Source organism: Neobacillus sp. OS1-32 (assembly GCF_030915425.1).
In the GTDB taxonomy this organism is placed as follows: Bacteria; Bacillota; Bacilli; order Bacillales; family Cytobacillaceae; genus Neobacillus; species Neobacillus paridis.
Genome location: NZ_CP133263.1, coordinates 2,322,725 through 2,349,079 on the forward strand (window position 1 = coordinate 2,322,725; position 26,355 = coordinate 2,349,079).

At 41.2% G+C, this 26,355-nt stretch carries 25 protein-coding genes; 6 read left to right on the top strand and 19 right to left on the bottom strand.

All coding sequences use genetic code 11. The features are described 5' to 3' along the window. The first annotated feature begins 29 nt into the window (after nucleotides 1–29). Both mscL and RCG24_RS11695 read left to right on the top strand, forming a co-directional pair. Nucleotides 30–419 carry a large-conductance mechanosensitive channel protein MscL gene (mscL, locus tag RCG24_RS11690; protein ID WP_308077031.1) on the top strand — a complete coding sequence of 130 codons (390 nt, stop codon included), beginning with the start codon at nucleotides 30–32 and terminating at the stop codon, nucleotides 417–419. 82 nt (nucleotides 420–501) lie between these two features. Continuing rightward, nucleotides 502–1,110 (top strand): Bax inhibitor-1/YccA family protein, encoded by a 609-nt coding sequence (locus RCG24_RS11695; protein WP_202655029.1) that lies wholly within the window; start codon nucleotides 502–504, stop codon nucleotides 1,108–1,110. 86 nt (nucleotides 1,111–1,196) lie between these two features. On the opposite strand, the gene RCG24_RS11700 is transcribed toward RCG24_RS11695, so the two are convergent. From RCG24_RS11700 to safA, 7 genes are all read right to left on the bottom strand, one after another. Then, the gene (locus RCG24_RS11700; RefSeq protein WP_308077032.1) at nucleotides 1,197–2,519 is read right to left on the bottom strand and encodes an oligosaccharide flippase family protein; all 1,323 of its coding nucleotides are present in this window, start codon (nucleotides 2,517–2,519) and stop codon (nucleotides 1,197–1,199) included. 141 nt (nucleotides 2,520–2,660) lie between these two features. Further along, nucleotides 2,661–3,293: a response regulator transcription factor gene (locus RCG24_RS11705; RefSeq protein ID WP_308077033.1), complete on the bottom strand. Its 633-nt coding sequence runs from the start codon at nucleotides 3,291–3,293 to the stop codon at nucleotides 2,661–2,663. After that, complete coding sequence (locus RCG24_RS11710; protein ID WP_308077034.1) at nucleotides 3,286–4,341, bottom strand: sensor histidine kinase; 1,056 nt, start codon at nucleotides 4,339–4,341, stop codon at nucleotides 3,286–3,288. The genes RCG24_RS11705 and RCG24_RS11710 overlap by 8 nt, the downstream gene beginning before the upstream one ends. Continuing rightward, on the bottom strand, nucleotides 4,338–5,072 hold the full coding sequence (gene liaF / locus RCG24_RS11715) for a cell wall-active antibiotics response protein LiaF (protein WP_308077035.1): 735 nt from the start codon (nucleotides 5,070–5,072) through the stop codon (nucleotides 4,338–4,340). Before liaF ends, RCG24_RS11710 begins: the two co-directional genes overlap by 4 nt. A gap of 217 nt (nucleotides 5,073–5,289) precedes the next feature. Next, on the bottom strand, nucleotides 5,290–5,919 hold the full coding sequence (locus RCG24_RS11720) for a PspA/IM30 family protein (RefSeq protein ID WP_308077036.1): 630 nt from the start codon (nucleotides 5,917–5,919) through the stop codon (nucleotides 5,290–5,292). Between the two features lie 127 nt (nucleotides 5,920–6,046). Then, a complete protein-coding gene (locus RCG24_RS11725; protein WP_202654935.1) occupies nucleotides 6,047–6,394 on the bottom strand; it encodes a lmo0954 family membrane protein in 348 nt (115 codons plus the stop codon). A 350-nt stretch (nucleotides 6,395–6,744) separates the two neighbouring features. Continuing rightward, nucleotides 6,745–7,359, bottom strand: coding sequence for a SafA/ExsA family spore coat assembly protein (gene safA, locus RCG24_RS11730; RefSeq protein WP_202654934.1), 615 nt, complete (start codon nucleotides 7,357–7,359; stop codon nucleotides 6,745–6,747). 194 nt (nucleotides 7,360–7,553) lie between these two features. Between safA and RCG24_RS11735 the strand changes: the two genes are divergently transcribed. Continuing rightward, the gene (locus RCG24_RS11735) at nucleotides 7,554–7,703 is read left to right on the top strand and encodes a hypothetical protein (RefSeq protein WP_202654933.1); all 150 of its coding nucleotides are present in this window, start codon (nucleotides 7,554–7,556) and stop codon (nucleotides 7,701–7,703) included. Between the two features lie 116 nt (nucleotides 7,704–7,819). Continuing rightward, nucleotides 7,820–9,346 (top strand): FAD-dependent oxidoreductase, encoded by a 1,527-nt coding sequence (locus RCG24_RS11740; RefSeq protein WP_308077037.1) that lies wholly within the window; start codon nucleotides 7,820–7,822, stop codon nucleotides 9,344–9,346. 643 nt (nucleotides 9,347–9,989) lie between these two features. On the opposite strand, the gene RCG24_RS11745 is transcribed toward RCG24_RS11740, so the two are convergent. Both RCG24_RS11745 and RCG24_RS11750 read right to left on the bottom strand, forming a co-directional pair. Beyond that, a complete protein-coding gene (locus tag RCG24_RS11745) occupies nucleotides 9,990–10,124 on the bottom strand; it encodes a hypothetical protein (protein ID WP_306792954.1) in 135 nt (44 codons plus the stop codon). A gap of 55 nt (nucleotides 10,125–10,179) precedes the next feature. Continuing rightward, on the bottom strand, nucleotides 10,180–11,565 hold the full coding sequence (locus tag RCG24_RS11750; RefSeq protein WP_308077038.1) for an amidase family protein: 1,386 nt from the start codon (nucleotides 11,563–11,565) through the stop codon (nucleotides 10,180–10,182). Between the two features lie 138 nt (nucleotides 11,566–11,703). Here RCG24_RS11750 and RCG24_RS11755 point away from each other — a divergent pair, with 138 nt between their 5' ends. After that, on the top strand, nucleotides 11,704–13,020 hold the full coding sequence (locus RCG24_RS11755; protein WP_308077039.1) for an IS1380 family transposase: 1,317 nt from the start codon (nucleotides 11,704–11,706) through the stop codon (nucleotides 13,018–13,020). Nucleotides 13,021–13,712: 692 nt separating this feature from the next. Here the strand turns inward: RCG24_RS11755 and RCG24_RS11760 are convergent. The 7 genes from RCG24_RS11760 to RCG24_RS11790 all read right to left on the bottom strand — a co-directional run bounded on the left by RCG24_RS11760 (nucleotide 13,713) and on the right by RCG24_RS11790 (nucleotide 20,088). Further along, nucleotides 13,713–14,846: a DEAD/DEAH box helicase gene (locus RCG24_RS11760; protein ID WP_308077040.1), complete on the bottom strand. Its 1,134-nt coding sequence runs from the start codon at nucleotides 14,844–14,846 to the stop codon at nucleotides 13,713–13,715. A gap of 70 nt (nucleotides 14,847–14,916) precedes the next feature. Continuing rightward, on the bottom strand, nucleotides 14,917–15,210 hold the full coding sequence (locus RCG24_RS11765) for a DUF5658 family protein (protein ID WP_308077041.1): 294 nt from the start codon (nucleotides 15,208–15,210) through the stop codon (nucleotides 14,917–14,919). 134 nt (nucleotides 15,211–15,344) lie between these two features. After that, on the bottom strand, nucleotides 15,345–15,806 hold the full coding sequence (locus RCG24_RS11770; protein ID WP_308077042.1) for a flavodoxin: 462 nt from the start codon (nucleotides 15,804–15,806) through the stop codon (nucleotides 15,345–15,347). Nucleotides 15,807–16,004: 198 nt separating this feature from the next. Continuing rightward, a complete protein-coding gene (locus RCG24_RS11775) occupies nucleotides 16,005–18,056 on the bottom strand; it encodes a CocE/NonD family hydrolase (protein WP_308077043.1) in 2,052 nt (683 codons plus the stop codon). Nucleotides 18,057–18,367: 311 nt separating this feature from the next. Continuing rightward, on the bottom strand, nucleotides 18,368–18,625 hold the full coding sequence (locus RCG24_RS11780; protein ID WP_202654926.1) for a DUF2249 domain-containing protein: 258 nt from the start codon (nucleotides 18,623–18,625) through the stop codon (nucleotides 18,368–18,370). Nucleotides 18,626–18,788: 163 nt separating this feature from the next. Then, on the bottom strand, nucleotides 18,789–19,415 hold the full coding sequence (gene kynB, locus RCG24_RS11785; protein WP_308077044.1) for an arylformamidase: 627 nt from the start codon (nucleotides 19,413–19,415) through the stop codon (nucleotides 18,789–18,791). Between the two features lie 67 nt (nucleotides 19,416–19,482). Continuing rightward, nucleotides 19,483–20,088 carry a TetR/AcrR family transcriptional regulator gene (locus RCG24_RS11790; RefSeq protein ID WP_308077045.1) on the bottom strand — a complete coding sequence of 202 codons (606 nt, stop codon included), beginning with the start codon at nucleotides 20,086–20,088 and terminating at the stop codon, nucleotides 19,483–19,485. Between the two features lie 407 nt (nucleotides 20,089–20,495). On the opposite strand from RCG24_RS11790, the gene RCG24_RS11795 reads away from it, so the two are divergent. Further along, complete coding sequence (locus RCG24_RS11795; RefSeq protein WP_308077046.1) at nucleotides 20,496–22,145, top strand: glutamine--tRNA ligase/YqeY domain fusion protein; 1,650 nt, start codon at nucleotides 20,496–20,498, stop codon at nucleotides 22,143–22,145. Nucleotides 22,146–22,242: 97 nt separating this feature from the next. Here the strand turns inward: RCG24_RS11795 and RCG24_RS11800 are convergent, their stop codons facing one another. From RCG24_RS11800 to RCG24_RS11810, 3 genes are all read right to left on the bottom strand, one after another. Further along, nucleotides 22,243–23,430, bottom strand: coding sequence for a hypothetical protein (locus tag RCG24_RS11800; RefSeq protein ID WP_308077047.1), 1,188 nt, complete (start codon nucleotides 23,428–23,430; stop codon nucleotides 22,243–22,245). A gap of 167 nt (nucleotides 23,431–23,597) precedes the next feature. After that, nucleotides 23,598–24,728 carry an HD-GYP domain-containing protein gene (locus tag RCG24_RS11805; RefSeq protein ID WP_202654919.1) on the bottom strand — a complete coding sequence of 377 codons (1,131 nt, stop codon included), beginning with the start codon at nucleotides 24,726–24,728 and terminating at the stop codon, nucleotides 23,598–23,600. 116 nt (nucleotides 24,729–24,844) lie between these two features. Then, on the bottom strand, nucleotides 24,845–26,092 hold the full coding sequence (locus tag RCG24_RS11810; protein WP_202654918.1) for an ATP-binding protein: 1,248 nt from the start codon (nucleotides 26,090–26,092) through the stop codon (nucleotides 24,845–24,847). Nucleotides 26,093–26,355 lie beyond the last annotated feature (263 nt).

The following is a 26,355-nucleotide window of genomic DNA, read 5'->3' on the forward strand; positions in this document are numbered from 1 at the left end:
TCAATACCTTTAGCTGGAGGAATTATTACATGTGGAATGAGTTTAAGCAATTTGCGATGAAAGGAAATGTCATCGATCTTGCCGTCGGGGTGGTCATTGGCGGTGCCTTTGGAAAGATTGTGTCCTCACTTGTTGGCGATATTATTATGCCAGTTATTGCCTTATTTACCGGGGTTATCGACTTCAAGGACCTTGCCTATGGTTCATTAAAATACGGTCAATTTATTCAAAATGTAGTGGATTTCTTTATTATTGCCTTTTCGGTGTTTCTCTTGGTAAAATTACTTAACCGTTTTAAAAGAAAAGAAGAAGTGCCAAAAGTAGAGGTGCAAATCAACCGCACGGAAGAACTGCTTTCGGAAATTCGCGATTTGTTAAAAGAAGAAAAAAATTTTTTGCGAAAAGATGTAACATCTTGACCACTTCTTCGTATAACTTATATGTAACCATTATAAATGAGGTGAATTAAAATTGTATAATACACAAACATCATCCGAATTTATGCCATCAGTAATACGAACATTTGCCTTCTCGCTTGCCATCGCCTTCCTTGGCACCATGGCTGGAGTGTATGTTCCGCCTAGTTTATTTTTACCATTATCGATTTTAGAATTAGTGATGATTATTGCAGCCGTCATTTTCAGACGAAAAAAGGCGATTTCCTATTCGTTCCTATATATCTTTACCTTTATCTCAGGGGTAACCTTGTATCCAATTGTCGCTTATTACGCATCGACTGCCGGTGCTAATGTTGTCGTAAACGCATTTGCCACAACCACCGTTGTGTTCGCGGGGATAGCCATTTATGCAGCGAAGTCAAAGCGGAACTTTTCCTTCTTAGGCGGATTCCTGTTTGCGGCCCTCTTGGCGTTAGTGGCGATTTCAATTTTTAACATTTTCTTCCCGCTCAGCTCAACGGGAATGCTCGCTTTCTCCTTTATCGGAGTGCTGGTATTTAGCGGATATGTTCTCTTTGATATCAGCCGGATGAAGCATTACGGGGTTAGGGCAGAAGACGTGCCATTACTGGCGTTAAGCCTATACTTGGATTTCATTAACCTGTTTATTAGCATTCTGCGCATCTTTGGCATTCTCTCAAGCAATGATTAAAGATTCTTTCACAGTGGGTTTTCTTATTGAAAACCCACTTTTTTTGTTTTGACACCTGCCCTTCGAAGACCTTTACTAAAGGCGTTTTATTGATGAACGACTCTACCTGTAAAAACAGATACCCCGATTTTTTTGCAGACCGTAAAATAATGCATCAAGGCCAGTAAAACTGAGCCTGTGTTCATCCCAATAATTACTCCATCCATCCGCCATTCCGACATCGAACCAAGAACTAGAATCAGGGAAAAGGAAATCACCGTTGACCAAATGATATGAATGAACGCTTCCTTAATCAAATCCAGACCGATCATAAATGCCTGCAGCGGTATCACAAAGTAGTGAAACAGGAAAAACGGCCAGAGTAATTGCAAGTAAGTTGCCGAGGTCCCCGATTTGAAGAATAACGACGCCAACTCAGGGGCGAAAAAGAAAAAAATCGCCACCGCCACAATTCCATATCCAAGCGTAAGGATGATGACCTGCTGGAGCATTCTTTGCAGGCTGGAAAAATCGCGTTCTGAATGTGTCTTGGAAACGGCAGGGATCAGGACAATCATCAATGAATGGGCAATAAATCCCGGGAAAAAGCCGATCGAAATCGCCACCCCCATCAGCATTCCGAACTGCTCCGTTGCCTGAACAGCAGTGATTCCTGAGTGAACCAAGGCTGCCTTTATGATGAAAGGCTGAACGGCATTAGTGAAGGCCGTAAATAAGCGCATCCCCGTGGTAGGTATCGATACTGCCATTAAATTTTTGCGGACGATTTTCCGGTTTAGATTGGAAAACGGCTGCCTTCTTAACTCCTTGAACTGAATGATAAACATAAACACTAAATAAAGAAAAACGACAATTTCGCTACCGATGAGGGTTGCGATGGCAATTAATAACGAGGATTCCGGATTAAATTCAAAGAAACGGAACAGTACGAATAAGCCAGCAAGCTGGAAAATTTTTCGCAAGAAATTAGAGATTGCAATTTTCCCCATCTGCTGCCGGCCCATAAAATAACCTCTGGCAACCGAAGTGAATGAGATAACCGGAATCAAGATAATGACAAGCCAGCGGACATAGGGATGATACGAGTTAAAGATGGGGATAAATGGCAGCAGCACCGTCCCAACCACAAACAATAGACTGGTAAAAATAATCGTAATGGTGATCGCATGATACATAATATTGCGGTGATAGCGCTCCTCACGTTCAGCGATAAACTTGGAAATCGATACTGGCAGCTCAAAACTAGAAATGAGGATAATCAAAAGTATTGTCGGGAGGATTGACATATATAAACCTAACCCATGGAATCCCAGCTGCCGCGCCAAAATCATATTGACCAAGATTTCGATTCCCTCACCTAAAAACGCAGTTACCACTAAAAATAAAATACCTCGATAATAAATGGACAATTTCGGACTCTCCCTTTGCTGTAGTCTCACTCTATAAAATATGAGACAAGTTGGGGGAATAGTAGGGGAATTTTTGAGTAAAAAAAAGGTGTCAGGCACCTTGTGAATTTTACACATGGTGCCTGACACCTTTAAAAGAAATTATTTTGTTAGCGAATGTTTAAAAGCGTAGATGACCGCTTGGGTACGATCCTGGACATTTAGTTTGCTTAGGATGTTGCTGACGTGGGTTTTGACGGTTTTGAGTGCGATGAATAGTTCGTCGGCAATTTCCTGATTGGTTTTTCCTTCAGCCATCAGCAGTAAAATTTCCATCTCACGGCTGGTAAGGTCTTCATGCGGCAAATGCTCTGTCTTCTTGCGCATTTTCATCATCATTTTGCCGGTAACTTCAGGTTCCAAGACAGAATGCCCTTGATAGGTTTCACGGATCGCTTTGGCGATTTCACTTGCTTTGGAGGTTTTCAGCATATAGCTCGTTGCTCCTGCTTCAAGTGCCGGGTATACTTTTTCATCATCCAAAAAGCTGGTTACAATGATGATTTTCGCTTCCGGCCACTGTTCAATGATTTGCCGCGTCGCTTCAATCCCATCCATTTCCTTCATCACCAAATCCATTAAAATGATATCGGGACGAAGCTTTAACGCCAGTTCCACACCTTTTTTCCCGTCCTCGGCCTCGCCGACCACTTCAATATCTGGCTGTGCCGACAGATAGGATGAGACCCCGATCCTTACCATTTCATGATCATCGACAAATACAACTCTAATCATTGGCACCCTCTCCATTAACAATTACCGGGACCTTTACTTCCAGCCGCGTCCCTTTATTTTTCATACTAATCACTTTTAACGTCCCGCCAATTTCCAAGGCCCGCTCATTCATATTTTGCATTCCATAGGAGCCTGCTTTGCCTTCTTCCATTTCAAAACCAATCCCATCATCAACAACCCGCAAAATCACCAAATCATCTCTTTTTATTAACAGGACGTCGAGTTTTGATGCTCTCGCATGCCGTAAAGTATTGGAGACAGATTCCTGAAGAATCCGGAATAGGTGATCTTCCACACCTTTATCAAGTGGGAAATTCTCCACTTTCCATTTTATCTCCATTTCGACCTTTTGTGATAGTTCGACTAACAGCTCCTCAATTCCTTCCTGGAGCGATTTATTTTTCAAAGCGACAGGCCGCAAGTGCAGCAGCAGCGCCCGCATTTCCAGCTGTGATTGATGGATCATCGCTTCGACCATCCTCAATTGCTTTGTTTCATAGGTTTCTTCAGCTTCCTGCTTTGTTTCATTAATCGCTGACATCATCATCGAAGCCGCAAATAATTGCTGGCTGACGGAGTCATGCAATTCCCGGGCAAGACGATTGCGCTCCTGTTCAATGATTTCCTGAATTCTAGCTTCCTGATCTTCCACTTTTTCCGTTGCCAGCCGCTGCGCGTGCCTCGCTTGCTCGGTAATTTGCTTGCCGATTTTCTCGATCCGCTCCGCGATGATTTGCATTTCTGTAACGGAGCTGAAGCTTTCCCGTTCTATATCATGATGCCTTCCCTCCTCCAATTGATGAAGAGAATGCTCAATCACGCTAAACTGTTTTTTCCAATAAAGGCCAGTGGCGGTTCCAAGAAGTATTCCCATGGCGATGCTGAAAGCAGGAATAAAGATGACGATGGGAATATCCATGAAATGTCTTGTCCACAATTCCGACCAGCTGTTTAATGGAAAAATAAATAGAAAGACCGTGCTGATAATCACCGCCATTAAAATCGCAAAAACGACGCCCCAGACCATTTGCCGCCCTGTTGTACTCATATTCGACTCACCTCAACATTCCCAACGATGAGTGAGGTGAAGATTTTTACCTTTTGCTCAGCTGCATCATAGCCCGGCGTTTTTACTTGAAAAACGCTATTGAACAGCTTACTGTTTTGATTTTCAAATACTTTTGTTCTCCCGATTACTGCTGAATGATTGACCGTCACCTCAAGATCATACGGGACAAGAATTTGGATATTGCCAATCAGGTTGCGGATAAAAATAACGGTTTCCCCTTTTGGGAGCATCGTGTAACTAAGGTCGATGACTGTATCACCAATCCCGGCTTGAATGTTGACGTCATTCCATTCATAGATACCCAGCGGCGTTTTCTGTTGCCCAAGAAAAATATTTTCAAATAAGGGCTTTGTTTGAATCAGCGTTTCCGCTTGCACCGTCTGCTCGGGCTTGCTGAGTTCCACGGTTATTTTATTTGGCCTCTTTTTTGCATTTAAAAATTGAATGAAAAGGTGCAGTAAAATAGCTAATAATAAAAACTTAAACGTCATCATATTAAACACGCTGATCGCTAAAAAAACAATCCCGCCATAAAACAGCCATTTTCTGCGCGGCCTTCCCTGCTTTTTGCGGCCCAAATAAATCATTCCACCGGCGACAAAAAGAGAGAAAATAAGCCCTTTGTTGAAAAATAATATTTCCAAAAGGAGTAGAACCACACCGAATATAATCAGCCACTCAATATAGTCATTTTTGTAGTTTTTAAACACGGCTCACCCTCCCTTTTTATCGAATCTGAATGATATTTTTTCTATGGGCAAAAGGCGCAGAAACTCTACGCCTTCCTTTGTCCAGCCTGCACCTCACCCTTAAAGTCACAAGCCAACTATCTTTTTTACCAGATTGGCTTGTTCTTGTCGGAATAGCCTCGGGATGCTTCTGCTTTTCTATTAGAATATCATGATTTGCCTTTAAATGGACTTGGTTTCATCTGAATTTTAGATTTTTTTCTAATTCGGCAACTCTGGCATCGATCGTGCTGCGATAGTAGGAACTGTTTACTTGATGTTCTAGGCGCTCCAAATAGTTTTCAATCTCTTTAAAACGGGAGTAGGATTTATTGGAATACGTATCCGATTCTAATACTTGATTGATCCGCTGGTTCGCGCGTGTGACGTTTTCACGGCCCATAAGTTCCATCCGGCGCAGCTGCATATCCTTTAATTTGTGCTTCATTTCTTCGTATCTATTTTCCAAATTGACAAGCTGTTCATTAATCTGTGCCAGTGAAGCTTGAAGGTGCTCGACGCGTTCTGCATATTGCTGATGCTCTTTTAAAGCAAATTGTGATAATTCGCTTTCGCCCGCCTTTGCGGCAATTTCCGCCTGTTGCTGTCTTTTTTCGGCCAGCTTCACGGCCTCGTGATATTCCTTCGTAAACTCCGCTTTTAAGCGGTACTGGCGCTCCACTAATTTTCTTACCTTTTCAGTTTCCTGCTCGGATTGGCGCAGATACTGGTTCAGCAGGGCAATGGGATTTTTATTTTCCTTTTGCTCCAAAGCCTCATTTAAATCCGCCATCACAACGTTTTTAATTCTTGTAAATAAGTTTGCCATGTTTATTCTCTCCTTTTAAAAAATGATTTTGATTGAATGGATCAGGGCTTTAAATTTTTCGTAATTTGGAAGCGAAGCCCTTTAATAGATTGGTTTTTCCCTTAAACATCATTTGTCCAGCGAGATCTTAATAATGCTTCAATTCATCCCATTGCTTTTCAAAATTGGTGAATGGGTCGGAATCTTCTTTGAACTTGGTATGCTTTTGTTCGTTCCACTTTTTATAGACGAGGAACAGTACATATGCTGCTGCTAAACCAATTACGGCAGGTATATTGTGAAGTGAAGCTGCCAAGACAATCACGCCAACGATGGCAAGCCCGATTTTAGCACCGGTTGATTCCGCTTTAATAAATTGTTTTACAATGAAGTAGAGGAGCACTAAACTGACCGCTAACCCGACCATCGGACCGATTGTTGAAAGTAAAATGATTGCGGCGATTCCACCCGCTACTAGTAATCCAAATTTTTTCATTTTAATTTCCACTTCCTTTCTTGTTCTTGATACCATCTTACCTCGATTGTTCATTTTTCATAATTGCGCCAGAGCTTGATTTTGTTCTCGGTCCTAAGACGTAGAAAGGGTCAGTCTCTGTGAGAAACTGACCCTTAACATGTATTTTTTAAAAGAAACTAATTCCCAAGCATATCAAATTTGCATCATTTATTTTACAAATTCGGGGCACTTTTTTACATGATCCCTGCACAATTTTACCTCATCACGTTCCTTTTTTACAAGCGCTGGAATAAATTGGTACACGCCTTAGTATGAAGTATTTATTTACTAAATTTGGACATTTTTCACGCTTCAAATCTACGGGCGATCTATTTGGCGATAAACATTTGCACCCAGTAATATCCATATGAACCGCCTTTGGCATAGCCGACACCGATTTGATTGGTAGAGGTGCTTAACATATTCGCGCGGTGCCCAGGACTGTTCATCCACGCTTTCACAACTGCCGCCGGAGTCGTTTGACCTGCTGCAATATTCTCCGCAGCTGAACGGTAAGCGATACCGAAATTCTTAATCATGTCAAATGGGCTGCCGTATGTCGGGCTTGTATGACTGAAGTAGTTTTTATCGCGCATATCCATCGCCTTATAGCGGGCTACCCGTGATAGTTCCCAATTCGCTGTAAAAGGTTTCAATCCATTCTTGGCCCGTTCCTGATTAGTTAGCTGAATCACCTGAGATTCAATCGATTTTACACCGTTTAAATCAGGAATGGTCACTTTTTGTCCGGGATAAATCAAGCTTGGATTTTTAAATTGCGGGTTGGCACTGATTAACTCAGAAAGTCCCACCTGATACCTGACCGCAATTTTCCAAAGCGAGTCCCCCGGCTGCACAGTATAAATTTGCTGAGCCATTGAAACACTGGGAATACAGAGAAATGAGAGGATAAACAATAAGCTGAACCAGAAAGATTTTTTCATTTAATTCGCCTCCTCCGAATATATATTTGTGATTTCTGGTTCAAAATATTCAGAGAGCTACAGCTAATTTTTGCCACGGCGGCTACTGAGAAAGCGCCTTCAAAACATTTTTTTCAACCAGCAAAATGCTCTCGCAAAAGCATATATCTTTAGATAAGTACTATTTCATCATTTTTCAAAAGGAGGAATCAAATATGGCTCTATTGTGGGTTACCTTACTAGGTTTAGTGATCATTCTCTTAATTTCTGGGGGAACGATCGTTTATTTCCTGCGTCAGGCGCTAGATTCAGAGGATGCCACCCGGATTGATAAAATTACCCCCAATGACTCCAATCAATCTTGAACTGAGGAAGAACCTTGTTCGATCAAGGTTCTTTTTTAATCCACCCTCGCCATTACATGTTTTTTTCACTTTCGGAAAAATTAAGCATGAGTTAACAATGAAACTGGAGGGTCAATATGAGTACATCTGAAAAACTTCCCCAATTCCCTAAACCGTACTGGCGTGATTTAGAGTTCCCTGCTTTCGAACCACTTAGTGCAGATTTATCGGTAGATGTAACCGTCGTCGGTGCTGGAATTACCGGAATCACCACAGCGTATTTATTGTCAAAAGCGGGAGTAAAGGTTGCCTTATTGGAGGCGGACCGAGTGTTAGCCGGAACCACTGGTCACACAACCGCTAAATTAACAGCGCAGCACAACCTTATATATGATGAGATCATTAATCATTTCGGCAAGGATCAAGCCAAGCTTTACTATGATTCCCATATGAGCGCCATTCAATTTGTCAAAAATGAGGTAGACGAAAAAGGAATCGATTGTGATTTTAGCAAACAGGACGCCTGCGTGTACGCCACCACAGAGGAATATGTGGAAAAAATAAAAACGGAATGGGAAGCATACAAAAAACTCGGAATTGATGGAGCGCTAAAGGATACCATTCCATTCAACATCCCGGTAAAAGCAGCCTTATATATGAAAAATCAAGCGCAATATCATCCACTGAAATTTTTAAAAAGTTTATTAACTGAAGCCGTTCATGCAGGCTGCGCGGTGTATGAGCAGACAACCGCGACAGATATCGAGGATGACAAATCTGAGCCTAAAGTTTATGTCAAAGGCGGGTATAAAGTAACTGGCAAACATGTGATTATGGCCTCTCATTTCCCGTTTTATGATAAAATTGGGGTATTTTTCGCCCGCATGTACGCAGACAGATCTTACGCCCTTGCGATAAAAACCGATCAGAAATATCCGGGAGGCATGTATGTCAGTGCAGATGATCCAGCGCGTTCCATCCGCTCAACCCCGTTAAATCGGGAAACACTCTGGATCATTGGTGGTGAAAGCCACAAAACCGGCCAGGGGATCAATACAATGAAGCATTACGAGGCAGTTGCGGAGTTTGCTGAAACATTCGGGGCTAAAGAAATCGTCTACCGCTGGTCTGCCCAGGACTTAACCACCCTTGATAAACTCCCCTATATTGGTCCGATTACTGAGGATCGGGAGAGGGTGTTGGTCGCTACTGGTTATAAAAAATGGGGTATGACGACTGGCATCCTGGCGGGGCATATTTTAAGTGATTATGTCCTGAACCGAGAAAATCCGTATAAAGAGCTTTATTCCCCATCAAGATTCCAGGCGGATCCTGATTTAAAAAAGGCTGTGACCACTAACGCGGATGTCGCTAAGCATCTAATTAAAGGAAAATTGGAATATACGGATAAAGACGCCGCTGACTTGCAGCCTGGGGAAGGCTCTGTGGTCATGTTCAACGGCAGACGGGCCGGTGCCTACAAGGACGCAAACGGGAAACTGTATGTGGTGGACACAACCTGTCAGCATATGGGCTGTGAATGTGAGTGGAATGACGGCGAAAAGACATGGGACTGCCCTTGCCATGGATCACGATATAGTTTTAATGGTGAGGTCATCGAAGGCCCAGCGCTGAATTCCCTTGAGTTGCTGGCAGAGGATTGAGTTGCTGATGGACACAAAATTGGGGACAAGCTGCAGCGAACTGCTCATGGGAGGGTTCAATGTACACTTTATTGTGGGAAACCTTACGAAATGTGCTCATGGGAGGGTTCAATGTACACTTTATTGTGGGAAACCTTACGAAATGTGCTCATGGGTTGCTTCAATGAACACTTTATTGTAGGAAACCTTACGAAATGTGCTCATGGGTTGCTTCAATGAACACTTTATTGTAGGAAACCTTACAAAATGTGCTCATGGGTTGCTTCAATGAACACTTTATTGTAGGAAATCTTACGAAAAGTGCTCATGGGTTGCTTCAATGAACATATTATTGTGGACAAGCTGCAGCGAAGGGCTCATGGGAGGGTGCAATGTACACTTTTTTGGGGAAAAAACGCAGAAAAGTGTTCATGAGAGTGGCCAATGTACACTTTATTGTGGGAAAACCGGCAGGAAAGTGCCCATGGCGCCGTTCAATGAACACAAAGTTGTGGAATAGCTACTGTAAAGTGTTCATAAGATATTCTAATGTACACTTTTTTGTGGAAAACCCTGCAAGAAGTGTTCATGGAAAGGGCCAATGTACATAGTTTCTAAACAAAAATTACGCCTCCAGCCTTAAGTGGTGGGAGACGTGTCACCTTTATTTATCCCGTGGACGATTTCGTTTCAACTCTTCACCTGTTTCAAATTCAACGAGTTCGGAGCTTGATTTCATCGCTTTTTTACGATTATTATTACGCTGGGCATTGGCATTGCCCAGTTTTGTTTTACCCATCCTATCATCTCCTTTTCAAGAAAGTCATTGATAGTATGAGTGAAAACAACTGGAGTTATTCTTGTTCCAAAATCGGCGGCTTGCGGAATCCCGCTGCCTGTTCAAAAGCATAGGCCGCCTCAATTAATTGCGGCTCACTGTAAGCCGGTCCCGCAAAGGTAATTCCAACCGGCTCCCCTTCCATTGTATAACCGGCAGGGACTGCAATGGACGGATAGCCCGCCTTGGCACTTATATGTGAACCTTCATCGCCAGGAAAGACAATGATTTCTAAGTTGTATTTTTCTAGCGCATAATCAATTCCCTGTTGCTTAGCGTAGTACTGATCATCGACCAATGCTTCCATATAGGCCGCCTCCGTTAATGACCCGCTTGTCTCTTCGGCTTCCAGCAACACGGCCTGCCCATATTTCAGCATTTTCGCTTCATGTTGTTTATTAAATTCAATCAGATCGGCCAAGGTTCTTACCTTTACAGAAGGATGGAGCCGGCTTAAATAGGCATTGAGATCAGGTTTAAATTCATAGGTGAGTACATCGTAAGACCATTGCTTTTTAGCACTGGGGATCTCAATGTTGTCGATGACTTCCGCACCGGTTGTTTTTAACACTTCGATTGCATCCCTAACGACTGCTTGTTTTTCTTTCGGTAAAAATTCGATAAAACCAGCAAAAGCAATTCCAATTCTTTTCCCATTTAAACCGTCTTTTTGTAAATGTTTCATAAAATCGAGACTAGTTAAGGGATTTGTTTTTGTAATCGGATCCTGCTCGTCTATTCCGTTTAAAGCGGTTAACAATGTTGCCGCATCGGCAACGGTGCGTGCCATTGGACCAGCCGTATCCTGAGAATGGGCGATCGGAATAATTCCTCTCCGGCTAATCAGACCAACTGTCGGCTTGATGCCAACAAGTGAATTATTACATGCAGGATTTAGAATCGACCCCGAGGTTTCGGTTCCAACCGCTGCCGCAGCAAAATTGGCCGCAATTGCTGCTCCGGACCCTGAACTGGAGCCGCCAACATCAAATCTCCCGGGACCATAAGGATTTAATACCTGTCCCCCGCGGGAACTATAACCATTCTTCATCCCAATTGTCATAAAATTAGCCCATTCGGTCATATTTGTTTTTCCAAGGATCACCGCTCCCGCTTTACGCAATTGCGCAGCAACATACGAATCACTTGGCGCATATGAATCTTTTAAGGCAAGCGACCCGGCACTTGTATGCATTTTATCATGGGTATCAATATTGTCTTTTATTAAAATCGGGATTCCATGGAGCAGGCTGCGCGATCCTTTTTCCTGTCGTTCGGCATCGAGCGCTTCGGCAATCTGTAAAGCGTCTGGATTTACCTCGAGAATGGAATTGATTTTTTTATCGTAAACGGCAATTCTTCTTAAATACATGAAAGTCAATTCTTTACCTGAATTATTCACAGTTTTTTTGAAATAGGCTGCTTTCTCCTATTTAATCAGCTTTTCAGTCGATTTTTAATGCACTTAATAAATGAAAAAAGAATCCATTTCTGATAAGGTTAAAACAACTACGAAATAACCACAGAAAGGATTCTTATAATGGCTACTTTACCGCAATTAACCCTAAATTTCAATCGTCAAATTAAATTGTCAAATGATGGAGGTTCCCTTTCTTCTGATACCGGTGAATTCATTTTTAGAGAATTCGATGAGAAAATAGGGTTTTCAGAGACATTAACTAAATACCTACAACTAAAAGACGAAAGACTCTACTTTTTTCATTCGAATGAAAACTTGCTTCGTCAAAAGATTTATCAAATCGTTGCTGGATATTCCGAAGATGATGCAGCTGATCAATTAACGAAGGATCCCGTGTTTACGCAAATCATTGGAACAGAAGCATTAGCTTCCCAACCTAGCTTATCCCGCTTTTTTGCACGGTTTGATAAGGAATCTATTGTGCAATTAAATCAAGCTAATCAAGAACTTTTAGACAAAGTGAATCAAATTAGAGAGTCTAAGGCACTTATTATCGACTTGGATTCTACACATGCCGATACGTATGGAAAACAGGAATCCACATCTTACAATTCTCATTACGGAACAGTTGGTTTCCATCCATTGGTTGCTTTTGATGGAATAACTGGTGATTTTTTAAAGGCCCAACTAAGACCGGGAAATGTCTATACTTCCAACGGTGTCGTGGAATTTGTCAAGCCTCTTATCGAACATTATAATGAGAAATTCCCAGCGATTGTCCCATTCCTACGAGGGGATAGTGGCTTTGCTGTTCCAGCTTTGTATGATTTGTGTGAGGAAGAGTCGGTTTATTATGTGATTCGTTTAAAATCAAATGCCAATTTGCAACGTCTCGCTGATGAACTACATCCTGCCTCCATTCCAGCCGATACAACAAAACCAGAGATTTATTATGAGGAAACCGAATATCAAGCAAAATCATGGTCTAAGCCTAGAAAAGTGATCATCCAATCTGTTCGCCCTGCGGGCGAATTGTTTTTCACGAATTCATTTTTTGTAACGAACTTGATAGACGCATTTTCCCCGAAGGATATCGTGAATGCGTACAAAAAAAGAGGCACAATGGAAAACTATATCAAGGAAGCTAAGAATGGATTTGGTTTGGATAAAATGAACAGCCATTCTTTTCAAGTAAATGAATCCAAGATGATGTTGAGCTTGTTGGCATATAACCTAACAAATTGGCTTCGTACGCTTTGTTTTCCGGAGGGACAAAAAAGCATACAAATCGAAACCATTCGAACAAGACTGATAAAGGTCGCAAGTAAATTAGTGAAATCAGGACGATCGCTTTACTTTAAGTTGTCTTCCAGTTTTGTGTACCAAGAATTCTTTTGGAAAGTATTACAGAGAATTCAACTGCTAAAGCTGGAATAAAACTTATCTGCTATCTAATTTGGGCTGTGTTAATGTGCGATTTTGATTTTTACACACTGTTGATTGAAGTGGAGGGCGCTTGACTCCTGCGGGATGTAGAGGAAAAGTCGAGACCCCACAGGCGGAACGCCGAGGAGGCTCGACTTCCTCCCTGCGGAAAGCAAGCGCCCGGAACGGAAATCAACAGACAAATGTAATGCAGCCAATATTTAAAAACAACTTTCAAGACCAAGGGAGTAGTATGCTCAAAAACCTAACACTTTAAGACATGCCACTTAGCGATTTTCATGAATAGGTAACTTACAAATAAATTAATGGCAATTGTGCACCAAATTGAATTTCTAGATTTCTTTTTATTGACTAATGTGCAGGTATGAATAATTCAGGCTTTAGATGTTAGCTCGCCGTTCTGTAATTTTTCTTGAAGCTGAGCAATAGTTACTTCTTCCAGCCATTCAACATCCTGCATTCTCTCATCCCTCTATTTCTCTTTTGTGTTAAAGAAAAGCGTAGAAACATCCTTTCCTGTTAGGTAATTTGAGTATATCATATCAGAAAACTAATATTTCCTAAAAGTTTTACATTTCACAAAATATTAAGCTGATATGGGAAATAGCATGGACCTGTAACAAAAAGGACATGACCTCTTTTTTATTACAAAGTGTCATGTCCTTTTATTTTGGCAAGGGCTGCTAGCGCCAAACAGTCTCCGGAGCAAGTTCCCCTTTATAAATAATTCGTTTATGAAGCGGGATGTTTAATTCGCGGCAGTAGCGTTTTAACTCACGCTCTTCTCGCTCCGTTACTAGGGAAATGACTGTTCCATTGGCCCCCATTCTTCCCGTTCTTCCGGCCCGGTGAATATATTGGGTGATGTCCCGCGGTAGATCGATTTGCACCACATGAGTAATTCCTTGAATATCAAGGCCCCTTGCTGCCACATCTGTCGCCACCAGCATTTTCAAATCCCCAGCTCGAAAAGCTTTCAATACAGCCTGCCGCTCCAGTTTTTTCATTTCACTATGTAGAATCCCGACGGAAAGCTCCTTAAAATGTAGTTTCTGCTTGAACACTTCAAGTTCGCCAATATCATTAATAAACGCCAGCGATTTGGCATTTTCGAAACGGGCCATTTTTTCAAGGAGTTTAATTTTATCCCTGCGCTCACTAACCAAATAAAGATGCTCAACATTTTCGGATTGTACTCCAGAATCAGCATTCGTAATTCTAATAATTTTCGGAGCTTCCATCAAATCCTTTGCCAATTGCTCCGCTGCTTGATTCAATGTTGCCGAAAATAGCACCACTTGGCGATCTGCCAGAGCCGCTTTCACGATGTTTTGGACACTTTGAAGGTGTTCTTGCTTTAACAGTTGGTCTCCTTCATCGAGCACGATCAATTTGACTTCATGCATTTTCACTTTTTTCTGTTTAATCAGTTCCAGTAATCGTCCGGGCGTGGCAAAAATAACCTGAGGCCGCTTTTTTAATTTTTCCAGCTGCCGTTTCGGGTTAGCTCCGCCAATAATGGATGTCCCTCTGATGCCGCTTCCCTCTGACCATTTTTGAAATTCATGAAAAATCTGCATGACCAGCTCCTGTGAAGAAGCTATTACCACCGCTTGCAATGAGGGTAAGGTGGCATCAATTTTATCCAGCAATGGCAGCAAATAGGCCATCGTTTTTCCTGTCCCTGTTGGTGACTCGGCAATAACATCCCGGCCCTCAAGAATTACAGGAATCGCTGCTTCTTGTATTGCTGTCATTGTTTGAAATTCAGACTTTTCCCACACTTCGTGTAAAAATGGTTTTAAATGAATGTTCATGTTTTGCTCCTTTTGCTCACACATTTTCTTAAACTTGATAGTAACGTAATCGAGTGGTGGTGTCCAGCTTTCATGCGTTAAGATAGAGAACCATCCAGACCAAATGATAAACAAGAACGGAAAAATATATGAAACAGGAGGCGACTAATAAGAGCTTCATTTTCTTTTTTACTGGATGAAAAAGAAAAAGTCCAACCAACAAAAGCGGAAGGGAAATTTTAATCAGATAAAAATAAGACCAGTTTTTCTCAATCACCAATTTCATTAACGGATTCGCTTCCTCCACAATCCCTAAGGTGACCCCAAAATGGGTTAAAACAGCATCCAGCGTTCCGGCCAAAAGTAAAAACAGGCAAAATCTCATCTGCTCCCCCCTTCTAAAAATCAGTCTTTCATTTTCTTACTAGACTGATACATTATTTTAATTTTAACATATAAAATACATAATTGTTCTTATTAAAGAACATAATAGATAAAAAAATTGCCCTAATTGGGCATTTAGTCGTTAGATTTTATTAATTTTTCCACAAACTCTTTACCGTATTGAATACATTGTTCTTTCTCAGCAGGCGTGGGCGCAAGGTCTATTTTTAATCCATCAAGGACGACATCGGCACCGCGTTCTGTTAATTTTTCCATTAAAGTATCAACCGCTTTGCCACGATCCTGATAAAATGAGTCACAGGAGCCAAAGGCAGCAGCGATTTTTCCGGTCAGATCCAAGGAATCCATTTCTTCATAGAAATCAAGAAACTCATCGGGAAGGCTTCCATTATCCCAAGTATAAGCTCCTAAAAGAATTCCATTATAATTTTGTAATTCAAATGTATCTGCCTCTAAAATGTCTTTAATTTCCACAGCGACTCCCGAATCTTGAATGCCTACTCCAATATTCCTAGCCATCTCCTCTGTATTGCCCGACATACTTGCATAAACAATTAAGCATTGTTTCGTTTTCATGAAATTCACCTCATCGTTTTTATTTCAATTTAATGAATTTCATTCTCAATTACCTTGATTAATATCAAGAATTTAAAAAGGACCTGAATAAATATATGACCCCCGAAACAGGCAAAACCCTTTGCAACGCAATTTCAGTCGTTACAAAGGGCGTTGTTTCAAAAGGGATTACATTTTAAACGTTAATAAATAATTTTCCTACACTAAATCTCTCGGAATCTCCGTTCTCCATGTCTTTGTAAAAACTTCCTTCTCTCCCTCAAATGCCACCAATTTATTGGTTAGATAAAACTGATATTGATCGGACTCCATCGTGCTGATTGTTTCAAGACGCGTCTGCCAGTCACCGCGCCCCAAGGTTAGTGACCACTCACAACGTACCTCCGCCGACAACGGGTCAGCTTCCCTGATCCGATATAAATTTCGATTTATACTGCCATATTCGATCCCATTGTAAAATAATCGATAGGCTCCTTCATCAGAAACATCTTCGAGATCCCATACTCCTTTGATAAGGTCATGATGCACCTTCCTTGTTCGGCTCTCGGGTCTTATAACCTCCCGTTCCATGCATTCTGCTGTTTCCGGAGATGCGAATTCCGGAAGATCTTCATCCAGCAGTTGAGCAGCACGAACCGGCAGTCTTAAATATGTTTTTTCACCCAAAAAAACCTGCAATGTAACGGGTTCAGGTGATGGCCATGCATGCGGCCAGTAAGTTGGCGACAATGCCAAACGCCAACGATGACCTGCAGGCAGGACATATCCAGCCGCATTAAGCCGGAAGGAAATCGAATAATGTTGTCCCGAAACAAGTGGTTCCGGAAATTCATGACTGTTGCGATGAGTTAAATTCAGCATTCCCCAGCTGACAAGCGTTGAAGCTCCATCTGGTGCAACATCACATAAACGGGCAGCAATGAAAGCATTCGGACAATCAGCAGCAAGTTCCACTGATACTTCTGGAAAACCAAGAATCTCCATTGGTTCAGTTAAAGGATTGGAAGTAAAGCAAACCGACACTCCATCCTCTAGCCGCTGATCGGAAGCAAAATCTCCCTCTTGACCAAACGGGCACCAAACACCTGAATATAATCCATGCTGTTGAACACTTGAAAGGGAAATCACCTTAGTGACAGCTGCCTTTCCTTCCGTCAACCTGTTGTCGTCCAGCCAATACTCAACCGGAGTACTGTCGGGTGATGGCCACGAGGATTCAGCGACCCAGCGGCCCAGTCGTTCCTCGTAATTCACTTGAGGAGGAACCGACTCCTGCATCCAAACCCTCAGCATTGGTTCCTCCATAATACCCGTATCGATGCCTTTTAGCCAATGATCCCACCAGCGCAAGGCTTCCTGTAGAAATCCAATTGCCGGTCCTGGCACCGCAGCCTCCGGAAATTCATGTGCCCACGGTCCAATTAGCCCCTTCCGCGGTACCTGTAGTCCTTCAAGCAGACGGAAAATGGCATTTGTATAGCCATCAGCCCAGCCGCCAACAGCGAAGACTGGTATATTAATATCTTGGTAATTTTCACAAACCGAACCATGTTTCCAATAAGCATCCCGACGTTGATGCTTCACCCATTCCTCAACAAATGGCGGTGTTTTTTCAAGCCGCTCAAGCCATGAGGAACGCCACTCTTCCCCAACAATCTGAGGGTCTGCGGGACGGCCATTATAAACCAGCATTGTCGAGGCCCACCAAAGCATGTCCGATGCAAGTAGACAGCCGCCCATGTAATGAACATCATCGGCATAACGATCGTCAGTGGAACAGAGAGTAATGATTGCTTTAAGTGCGGGATGGCGTCTCGCTGCCACCTGAAGCCCATTGAATCCTCCCCATGATTTTCCAATCATACCCACAGCCCCCGTTGACCATGGCTGTTCCGCAATCCAAGTTAATACCTCCAAGGCATCATCCTGCTCTTGCGGCAAATATTCATCATAAAGAATTCCATCTGAATCTCCAGATCCGCGCATATCGACACGAATACTGGCATAACCATGTCCGGCAAAATATGGATGACGGACGGAATCCCGCAAAGCTGTAAAGTCATTTTTTCGATATGGTATGTATTCTAGTATGGCAGGGACCGGATTTTGCTCTGCATCCTCGGGAAGCCAAATCCTCGCCGAAAGCCGTGTACCATCAGACATCGGAATCCACACATGTTCAATCTGACGTACTTTTCGCGGAAACTCTGTTTTAATTGATAAAGCTGAGTCACGAATATCAAAAGCCATTCTAATCCCCTCCAAAAAAATTTAAATATGTACCGATTTTCCCCTACAAACATAGAAAGAGATAATTTGAGGAAACGAGCTTGTTCTTCTATTAAATTATACAGCAATAATTAAAATTTTGGCACTTTTTCGAAAGGGGTTCAGAATTTGCTATAGCATGAAAACAAAAAATCCTCCAACGAGGTGGAGGATAAATGAGTAATCAATGGATGATGGAGTTAGATAGTCTTCATAACATTCTGAATCTGAAATTAGAATTTTTTTTAAAAAATATAAGCCGGATTGGATTAACTCCATCCAGCAATTGAATTTTAAAATGAATCAAGTTTCGCCGCCATAAGACGGAAATGCATTGGTTCTAGTTCATTGACAACAACGTTCAATCCTAACGATTGCAGTGTGGCGATCAGCGGCTCAGCCCGGTGTGGCAAATGGATTTCAAAAATCGTCCCGAGTGGGGCCGCTTTAACTGCATTTAATATTTCACGGCGTGGGTGCTCGCCTCTGGCAATCCGTTCACGCACGTCAATAATCATTCTATTTCCATCCATTTGAAAAGTTGCGCTCATGGTCGTCGCCTCCTTTAGCAAAGATATACTTCAGTATAGCACCTCCCTCACTTCAATAAATTGATTTACATCACTTTCCGGTTTATTTCGAGGATGACCAGCAAATAGAAGACAAAAAGAGCACCCTTTCTTCTTGCACCTGTTTCCCGCTGAACAAGCTAACCTACCGTTCATGACACCTGAGTATGGCCCGAACCGGACTGCCGTCTCCTTCGACAAGCGGCAGCGGCAAAGCGATTAACTCATAATCACCAGGTTCTACTTCGTCGAGGATTACAGATTCCAGGATATGGATTCCATTTTCATTTAAACTCTTATGTGCTGGAAGGTCCTCACTGTCAAGCGGATCAACTGAGGGGACATCTAGACCAATCAGCCTGACGCCCTTAGTGGCTAAGAACGGGGCCAGGTTCGGCTCAAGATAGGGGATTTTTCCTGGAAATTGTGCAGGATTTTTCCACGCGAGGGTTTTCAACAAGATTCTTTGCATCCCATCAAAATTGATGTTTTTCAGTTCTTTTACACCAATCCGGGCCTTGTTCGTCATATCTACCACCCTTGCTGGACCGACATAAAGTCCCGGGTCTAAATCAATTATTTTTTTTCCATTAGGGTCGAAGTGAAATGGGGCATCGACATGTGTTCCGGCATGGGCACTTAATATCAGACTGCCGACATTTACTGTCGTATTTCCCGTTGTCGTACTTGAAACATCATATTGAAAGGGGGTATCGCCGGGCCATACCGGCATGCCCGTTTGCAGCTTTCTGGATATGTCAAAAATCCGCATTTTTGCTCACTCCATCCTGTAATTTCACACATTTTAGTTTCCGCTTTTCACTGCATCCAAAAAACAATTATTCATTTGCTAAATGAACAAATGCTCCGATCACGATTCGATTTAAAAGGCGGGCCAGTTCGTCAATGTTTAATGGATTTTCGCGTACTTTATAATAATTTTGCACTATTACCTCATTAATGGCTCCAATCATCGCTTGCGATACAATCCGCAGCTCTGTTTCTGAGACAGTCTTCGGCAAGAGACCTTGAACCGTTTGCAACATCAGCTGGGCAAAGCTACGATGTGCTTCACTTCTAACCTGCTCCACTTCCTTGGAGACACCCACCGATTCAATCAGCATTAAGTTGGCAACCTTCATATCGGTAAAACAAATTTCGATATAGCGGCGGATTCCGACATAAGCCTTGTATGCCGTCCGCTCCTCTTTGTTGATCTCCAGCCTAACCTCTTCAACCATTTCCGCAAATAACTCGGCAAACAGTTGTTCCATTAAATTTTCTTTACTGGAGAAGTGCTGATAAAAGGTTGTTTTTGAAATCCTTGCCTGCTCCACAATATCAAGTACAGAAGTATGCTTGAATCCTTTGCTTGTGAAGAGAATCAAGGCGGTATAGAAAATTTTCTTTTTCGCTTCTTTTGGCATTTCTGTCACAAATAACATGGTCATCCGTCCAATCTTTTCAGTACCAGTACGAATCAGTATTATTTTAAAAGATATTCTTTTGTTTCACAAGAAACTCTCTCTCAACTATGGTAGTTCATTTGTTTGGGAATTTTCTAAATAATAGCCTTAGACAAATTCCAAATTTTTTTGTAAAAAAGCCAAAAAGAAACGGAAGGGGTGAAGTGATTCAATTGGAATTAGCATCATCATCAGGAATGCCAGTGGGGCTAGTCAATTCACTGGTATTTTTTATTTTCCACTAAAAAATCATTTTGGTATTGCTTCCATTATAGGAGAAAAAATCCTGTTTCCTTCCGTTTTTCCGCTGATTTGTTGGGAAGAATGGAAAAATATCAATATTTGTGGTATTTATAGAATAGACAAGATGAAAGAGGTTGAAAAGAGTGGAAAATCAGAACTCTAATTTTATAAGGGATATCATGATTAAGGATTTAGAATCAGGCAAACGCGATACAATTGTAACCCGGTTCCCGCCTGAGCCTAACGGTTACCTGCATATCGGGCATGCCAAATCGATCATCCTCAACTTTGGCTTGGCGGATGAATTTAACGGAAAAACGAACCTCCGCTTTGATGATACAAATCCGGCCAAGGAAGATGTCGAATTTGTTAATTTCATTAAGGAGGATGTCAAATGGCTCGGCTTTGAATGGGACAACTTATTTTTCGCCTCCGATTATTTCGATGAAATGTATAACCGAGCTGTTCTGTTAATTAAAAAAGGGCTGGCCTATGTTGATGACTTAAGTGCTGATGAAATCCGCGAGTATCGCGGCACCCTTACTGAGCCTGGCAAAAACAGTCCATATCGGAATCGGACGATTGAGGAGAACCTTGAATTGTTTGAACGAATGCGGGCCGGCGAATTTGCCGATGGTGAAAAAGTTTTACGGGCCAAAATCGATATGGCTTCACCCAATATCAATTTACGCGACCCGGTTATTTACCGCATTGCTCATGTAACGCATCATAACACGGGTGACAAGTGGTGCATCTATCCGATGTACGCCTTTGCTCACCCGCTCGAGGATGCAATTGAAGGCATTACCCACTCCATTTGCACAATAGAATTCGAGGATCAGCGGCCATTTTATAATTGGGTTGTCGAACAATGTGAAATGAAACATCAACCGCAGCAAATCGAGTTTGGCCGCTTGAATTTGACGAATACTGTAATGAGTAAACGCAAGTTGAAGCAACTGGTTGAAGAAGGCTATGTCGATGGCTGGGATGACCCGCGGATGCCGACGATTTCCGGAATGCGCCGCAGAGGATTCACCCCGGAATCCATTCGTAATTTTGTTCGCGAAACCGCTGTTTCAAAAAATAATGCGACCGTTGATTTCGAAATGCTGGAGCATTTTGTCCGAGAGGATTTAAAATTAAAAGCACCGCGGACGATGGGAATCATAAATCCGTTAAAAGTCGTCATCACCAATTATCCGGAAGGACAAATCGAATTGCTGGATGCCGAGATTAATCCTGAAAATCCGGAAATGGGTGTGCGGAAAATTCCATTCTCGCGTGAGATCTATATCGAACAAGAAGATTTCATGGAGAATCCGCCGAAAAAATATTTCCGCCTTTTCCCAGGCAATGAAGTGCGTTTAAAACATGCCTATTTCATTAAATGTGAGGAAATCGTGAAAGATGCTGATGGAAATGTGGTCGAGCTGCGCTGCACTTACGACCCGCAAACAAAGAGCGGTACCGGTTTTACCGGCAGAAAGGTAAAGGGAACCATTCATTGGGTGGAAGCCACGCACGCTGTTCCCGCAGAATTCCGCCTGTATGAACCATTAATTTTGAGTGAATCAGAGGAAGATGATGAAGGGACATTCCTTGATCATGTAAACCCAAATTCACTGCAGATATTCCATGGCTATGTCGAACCGAACATGAAAGAAAGCCGGCCACATGATAAATTCCAATTCTTTAGGCATGGCTATTTCAATGTTGATCCAAAAGATACCACCGTCGATAAATTAGTATTCAACCGGATTGTTTCCTTAAAGAGCTCCTTCAAACTATAAAGAAAACTCGCCGGTTGCGAGTCCGTTAGTAAGTTGAATTTCGGTGCATAGGAAAAAGGTGTCAGGAACCGCAAATGGTGACTGACACCTTTTTCCATTAGGCCCGACGGCGAAGGTATTTTTTTTGCCAAGAAAAAAGTAATAGCAGCAGGACAATGAAAATTTGCAGGACAAACATCGCAGCATCCCAAAATGGCAGTGTGTCCACCCCTTGTGAAAAGCCGGGGAGCACCTTTTTCCAAGCAAACAATAATTGTGGAATATAATAAAAGGCAAATAAAAGGAGGGTTAAACCGACTCCGAGCAAATAAAAGACGGAATATATAAGGACAGTCCTTCTCTCCTCAGGATAAATTACTGTTTCCTTGTCAGCTTGGTTCAGAAACGGCACCCATTTTCTTAAAACCTGCTGGGCACTTTCCATTAAGTTATAGCAGCCCGACATATTCTCAAACACGTAGTATAGATCTGTTTTCATATAGATACAGCACTGGTATACTATCCGGATAAATGTATCTAACACAATGACATCAAGGACCCCTGGATGCATGCCAGACTGACCGGAAAGAAGCAGCTGACAAATTAACGCCAGAAAAAGAATCACCGTATCAAAGCAAAGCCCTGCTAAATATAAAACATTCCGATTTCTGGGCGGCAGCTTCCAGACCGGGCCCATGTCCGTTTCAAACACCACCAGGAACAGACGGTGGCCAATCTCTAATTTTGTTGGCAGATTAAAGGCCCTCATCGCCAGTATATGACCCAATTCATGGATCAAAACAAATATAAAAGATAATAACATCCATGCGAGGATATTTAAAAACATATAATCAAAGATAAACAAATCTTTATATGTTGGGAATAATGACGGATTAGCAGCAAAAAGAACGACATTGCCGATAAACAACGCGCCATATACAAAATAGGCAGCCTTATTAAAAAAGAAGTTTCCAAGCTGTGGAGAGACCCTCAAAAATCCTTGAGGAAGCTTTTCTTTTTCTTTGGTCTCAACCTTTACACCGTCAATTTCCGTAACAAGCTGCAGTTCTAATAGCTGCTGGGCAAAATCGAGTAAATCCACTTCTTCAGTTGGATATTTTTCTTTCAGCTCTCGCTCGATCTCCCCTAATGAATTCCCCTCGTTAAGAAGACGAATCGCTTCAATACAAACCTCCGGCATTTCATAAAATTCACCTGACGTTGGATCTTCGACAATAAAATGTTTTTTATCCTGAATTATATTTAATGGTATTAATTTAAGGTGCGAATCATGGGTGAAGTTCATTTCAACACCTACCCTATAATAACTTTATTCAAACACAAGAGGTGCCGGTTTTTACCAGCACCCCCCCTTTTACCATGGCTTTAATCCGAAGAATCCACACCACCAGCAAGTAGTTTTTACCTTTTTTAACTTACGGATTTTCATAGCTTTCCCTCCTTTAATCTTTTTTAATTCCATGGGTATTTTTGATGAAAGTCGACCCATGCTGGATATACATTTTTAAATGATTCTACCAACACAGGATCAAACTGTGACCCCTTGCCCTCAATTATTCGCTGATAAGCCACATCGGCTGGTAACGCTGATCGATAAGATCGTGACGACGTCATTGCATCAAAGGCATCGGCAATTGCAGCGACTCTAGCTAATAAGGGAATCTCTTCTCCTCTTAACCCATCTGGGTAGCCTTTCCCATCCCAGCGTTCATGATGGGAGCGAATAACACTAATACAATCCTTAATTCCTTCGACATTCTTGACTGCTTCAGCTCCAACAACAGGGTGTATTTTAATAATGTCTAATTCTTCTTCTGTTAGTTTTCCAGGCTTCATCAAAATAGAATCGGGAATATGGACTTTTCCGATATCGTGAAGCAAACAGGCATGGTAAAATGATTTTTGTTCCTTTTTTGAAAACTTTCTTATATTTTGCAATAGCATTAGTGCATAACTGGCTACCCTCTCACTATGACCTCTTGTATAGGGGTCTTTTAGCTCCAAGGTAGCTATTACTCCCTTAACAATTCCATCCAGTTGTTCATCGTATGAATTGCTTACTGCACGAACATAACCCCGAAAACGGATTAATAGAAAGAAAGACATTATCGCTAATACTGTAAGTAATGATATTGGCATTACAACATAGGAAGTATTCAAAACAATCCCAATTAGTATGTATTTGATCGCTATTCCTAAGCTTACTACCCAAAAGTAACTTATATTCAAAAATAGTGGTAATGTTAGAATTAAAAACACTTCTACCATATTCCCACTTGTATAGGAATCCCCTCTACCAAAAAATGTCACAATATCAACAAGAGCAGCAGACACTACATAGCAAATGAAAAAGATATATTTGATTAAAGATTGGTTATTAGTTTTAAAAAGATAAATAATAACAGGAATCAATATAATAAGCAGTGCATAGTTTAAATACCAAATATTACTAGGGAGACCACTCCTGACATGAAAAATGTAATCAGGTAAAATAAAATAATAAACAGCATCCGAACCAATAAAAATAATATAGAAAAATAACAGAAACCATTTTATGGCTCGTTTCTCTTCATGTGGTATCATAAAAACCTCCACGTGTATCAAACACATCACTAATCTAAGATGTCATGAAAATATTTTTCAATTACATTATAGACTATTCATAAACCCCTTGTAACCTTTTATTTTATCAATTTTATTTACGAATGATGATTGCTTTCTCGCGGTAAAGTTACCGTTACCTTCGTCCCTTTTCCTACGTTGCTTTCTATATTCACATCGCCGTGATGCTCCTTAATTATTTTGTTCGTGATCACTAAACCAAGGCCTGTACCACCTTTTTTTGTAGTAAAAAAAGGAACTTTTAGATTAGGAATATCTTCACTTTTTATGCCACAGCCTTCATCCTCAACAGATATAGCAATTTTTGAATCACCCAACGACTGCGCCGTTATTCTAATTGTACCTCCCTCTGGCATTGCTTCTATCGCATTCTTCAACAGATTGATAAACACTTGTTTCAATTGTTTCTCGTCACAGTCTAACAACGGGAGAGGTTCTTCCATTTCTGTTTCAATCTTAACATTTTGGGCAAACGCCTGTTGTTCCATAATTGAGATGGTATAACTAATGATGTCTTTTATATTTGCCTTTTCAATTTGAAGTGCTTTCGATTTACTGATATACATTAAATCATTGACAATTAAATCAAGCCGATCTATTTCCTGAATCATAATGGAATAATAATCACTAGTTTCAGGATATCGCTCGTGCTGAAGCTGGGCAAACCCTTTAAGTGATGCCAACGGATTGCGTATCTCGTGGCCGATGGTTGCTGCCATTTGCCCAATGACTGCCAGCTTTTCTTTTTGATGAAGCTCTTCATTGACCGCCGTTAGTGAATGAATATATGAAAAAAAGCGATTAAGCAAAATATAAGAGATAACGACCAATGTAAGAATTATGACAATTGGTACAATCGTATCCATATCATGAAGGATAACTCCCAAAAAACAATATTTACCAATCAAACCAAAAGAAACAGTCCAAAAAAACCGTTTATTCACAAATATTGGAGCAATAACTACAAATAGCAGTTCCACTATATTTCCTGAAGCCAATGGTTGTGATGAACCAAAATACCTTAACAGGTTATCAATTACATCTATGAAAATATAACTGATAAAAACGAAGTATTTAACAAAATATGGACCCTTTTTCTTATAAATGTAAACTGATACCGGAAGAAAACCGATAACACAAATATAAAGCCAAATACCAAGCCCCTCTTTTAAATATTGATGATTCGAGCGTATAGAAAATTTAGGTAAAATTGAGTACCAAAAGACATTGTAAGTTATAAAAAATAGATAGAATAACGTTAAAAATAACTTTACCGCTTTTTTCTCTTCAAAAATCAGCTTAGGACTTTGACTCGTGTCACCCATATTAATAACTCCTTAATACCATAACATTCAAAAGATTGCAAAAATGTTCATAAATTATTCTTGGTTCTATTGTACCATGTTTTTTATGAAATACGATTTTTTTCGACATTTTTTGAATTTGGGAAAAAAATAAGGAAGTCTCTTAAACGATAACTTCCTTAGATTCTTTATGTAAACAGGGAAAATTCCTGCCGGAAAAAGTATTTTTAGGAATTATTTATAATTTTTCTTGACTATTAAAGCATTTAGACGTATATTATTAA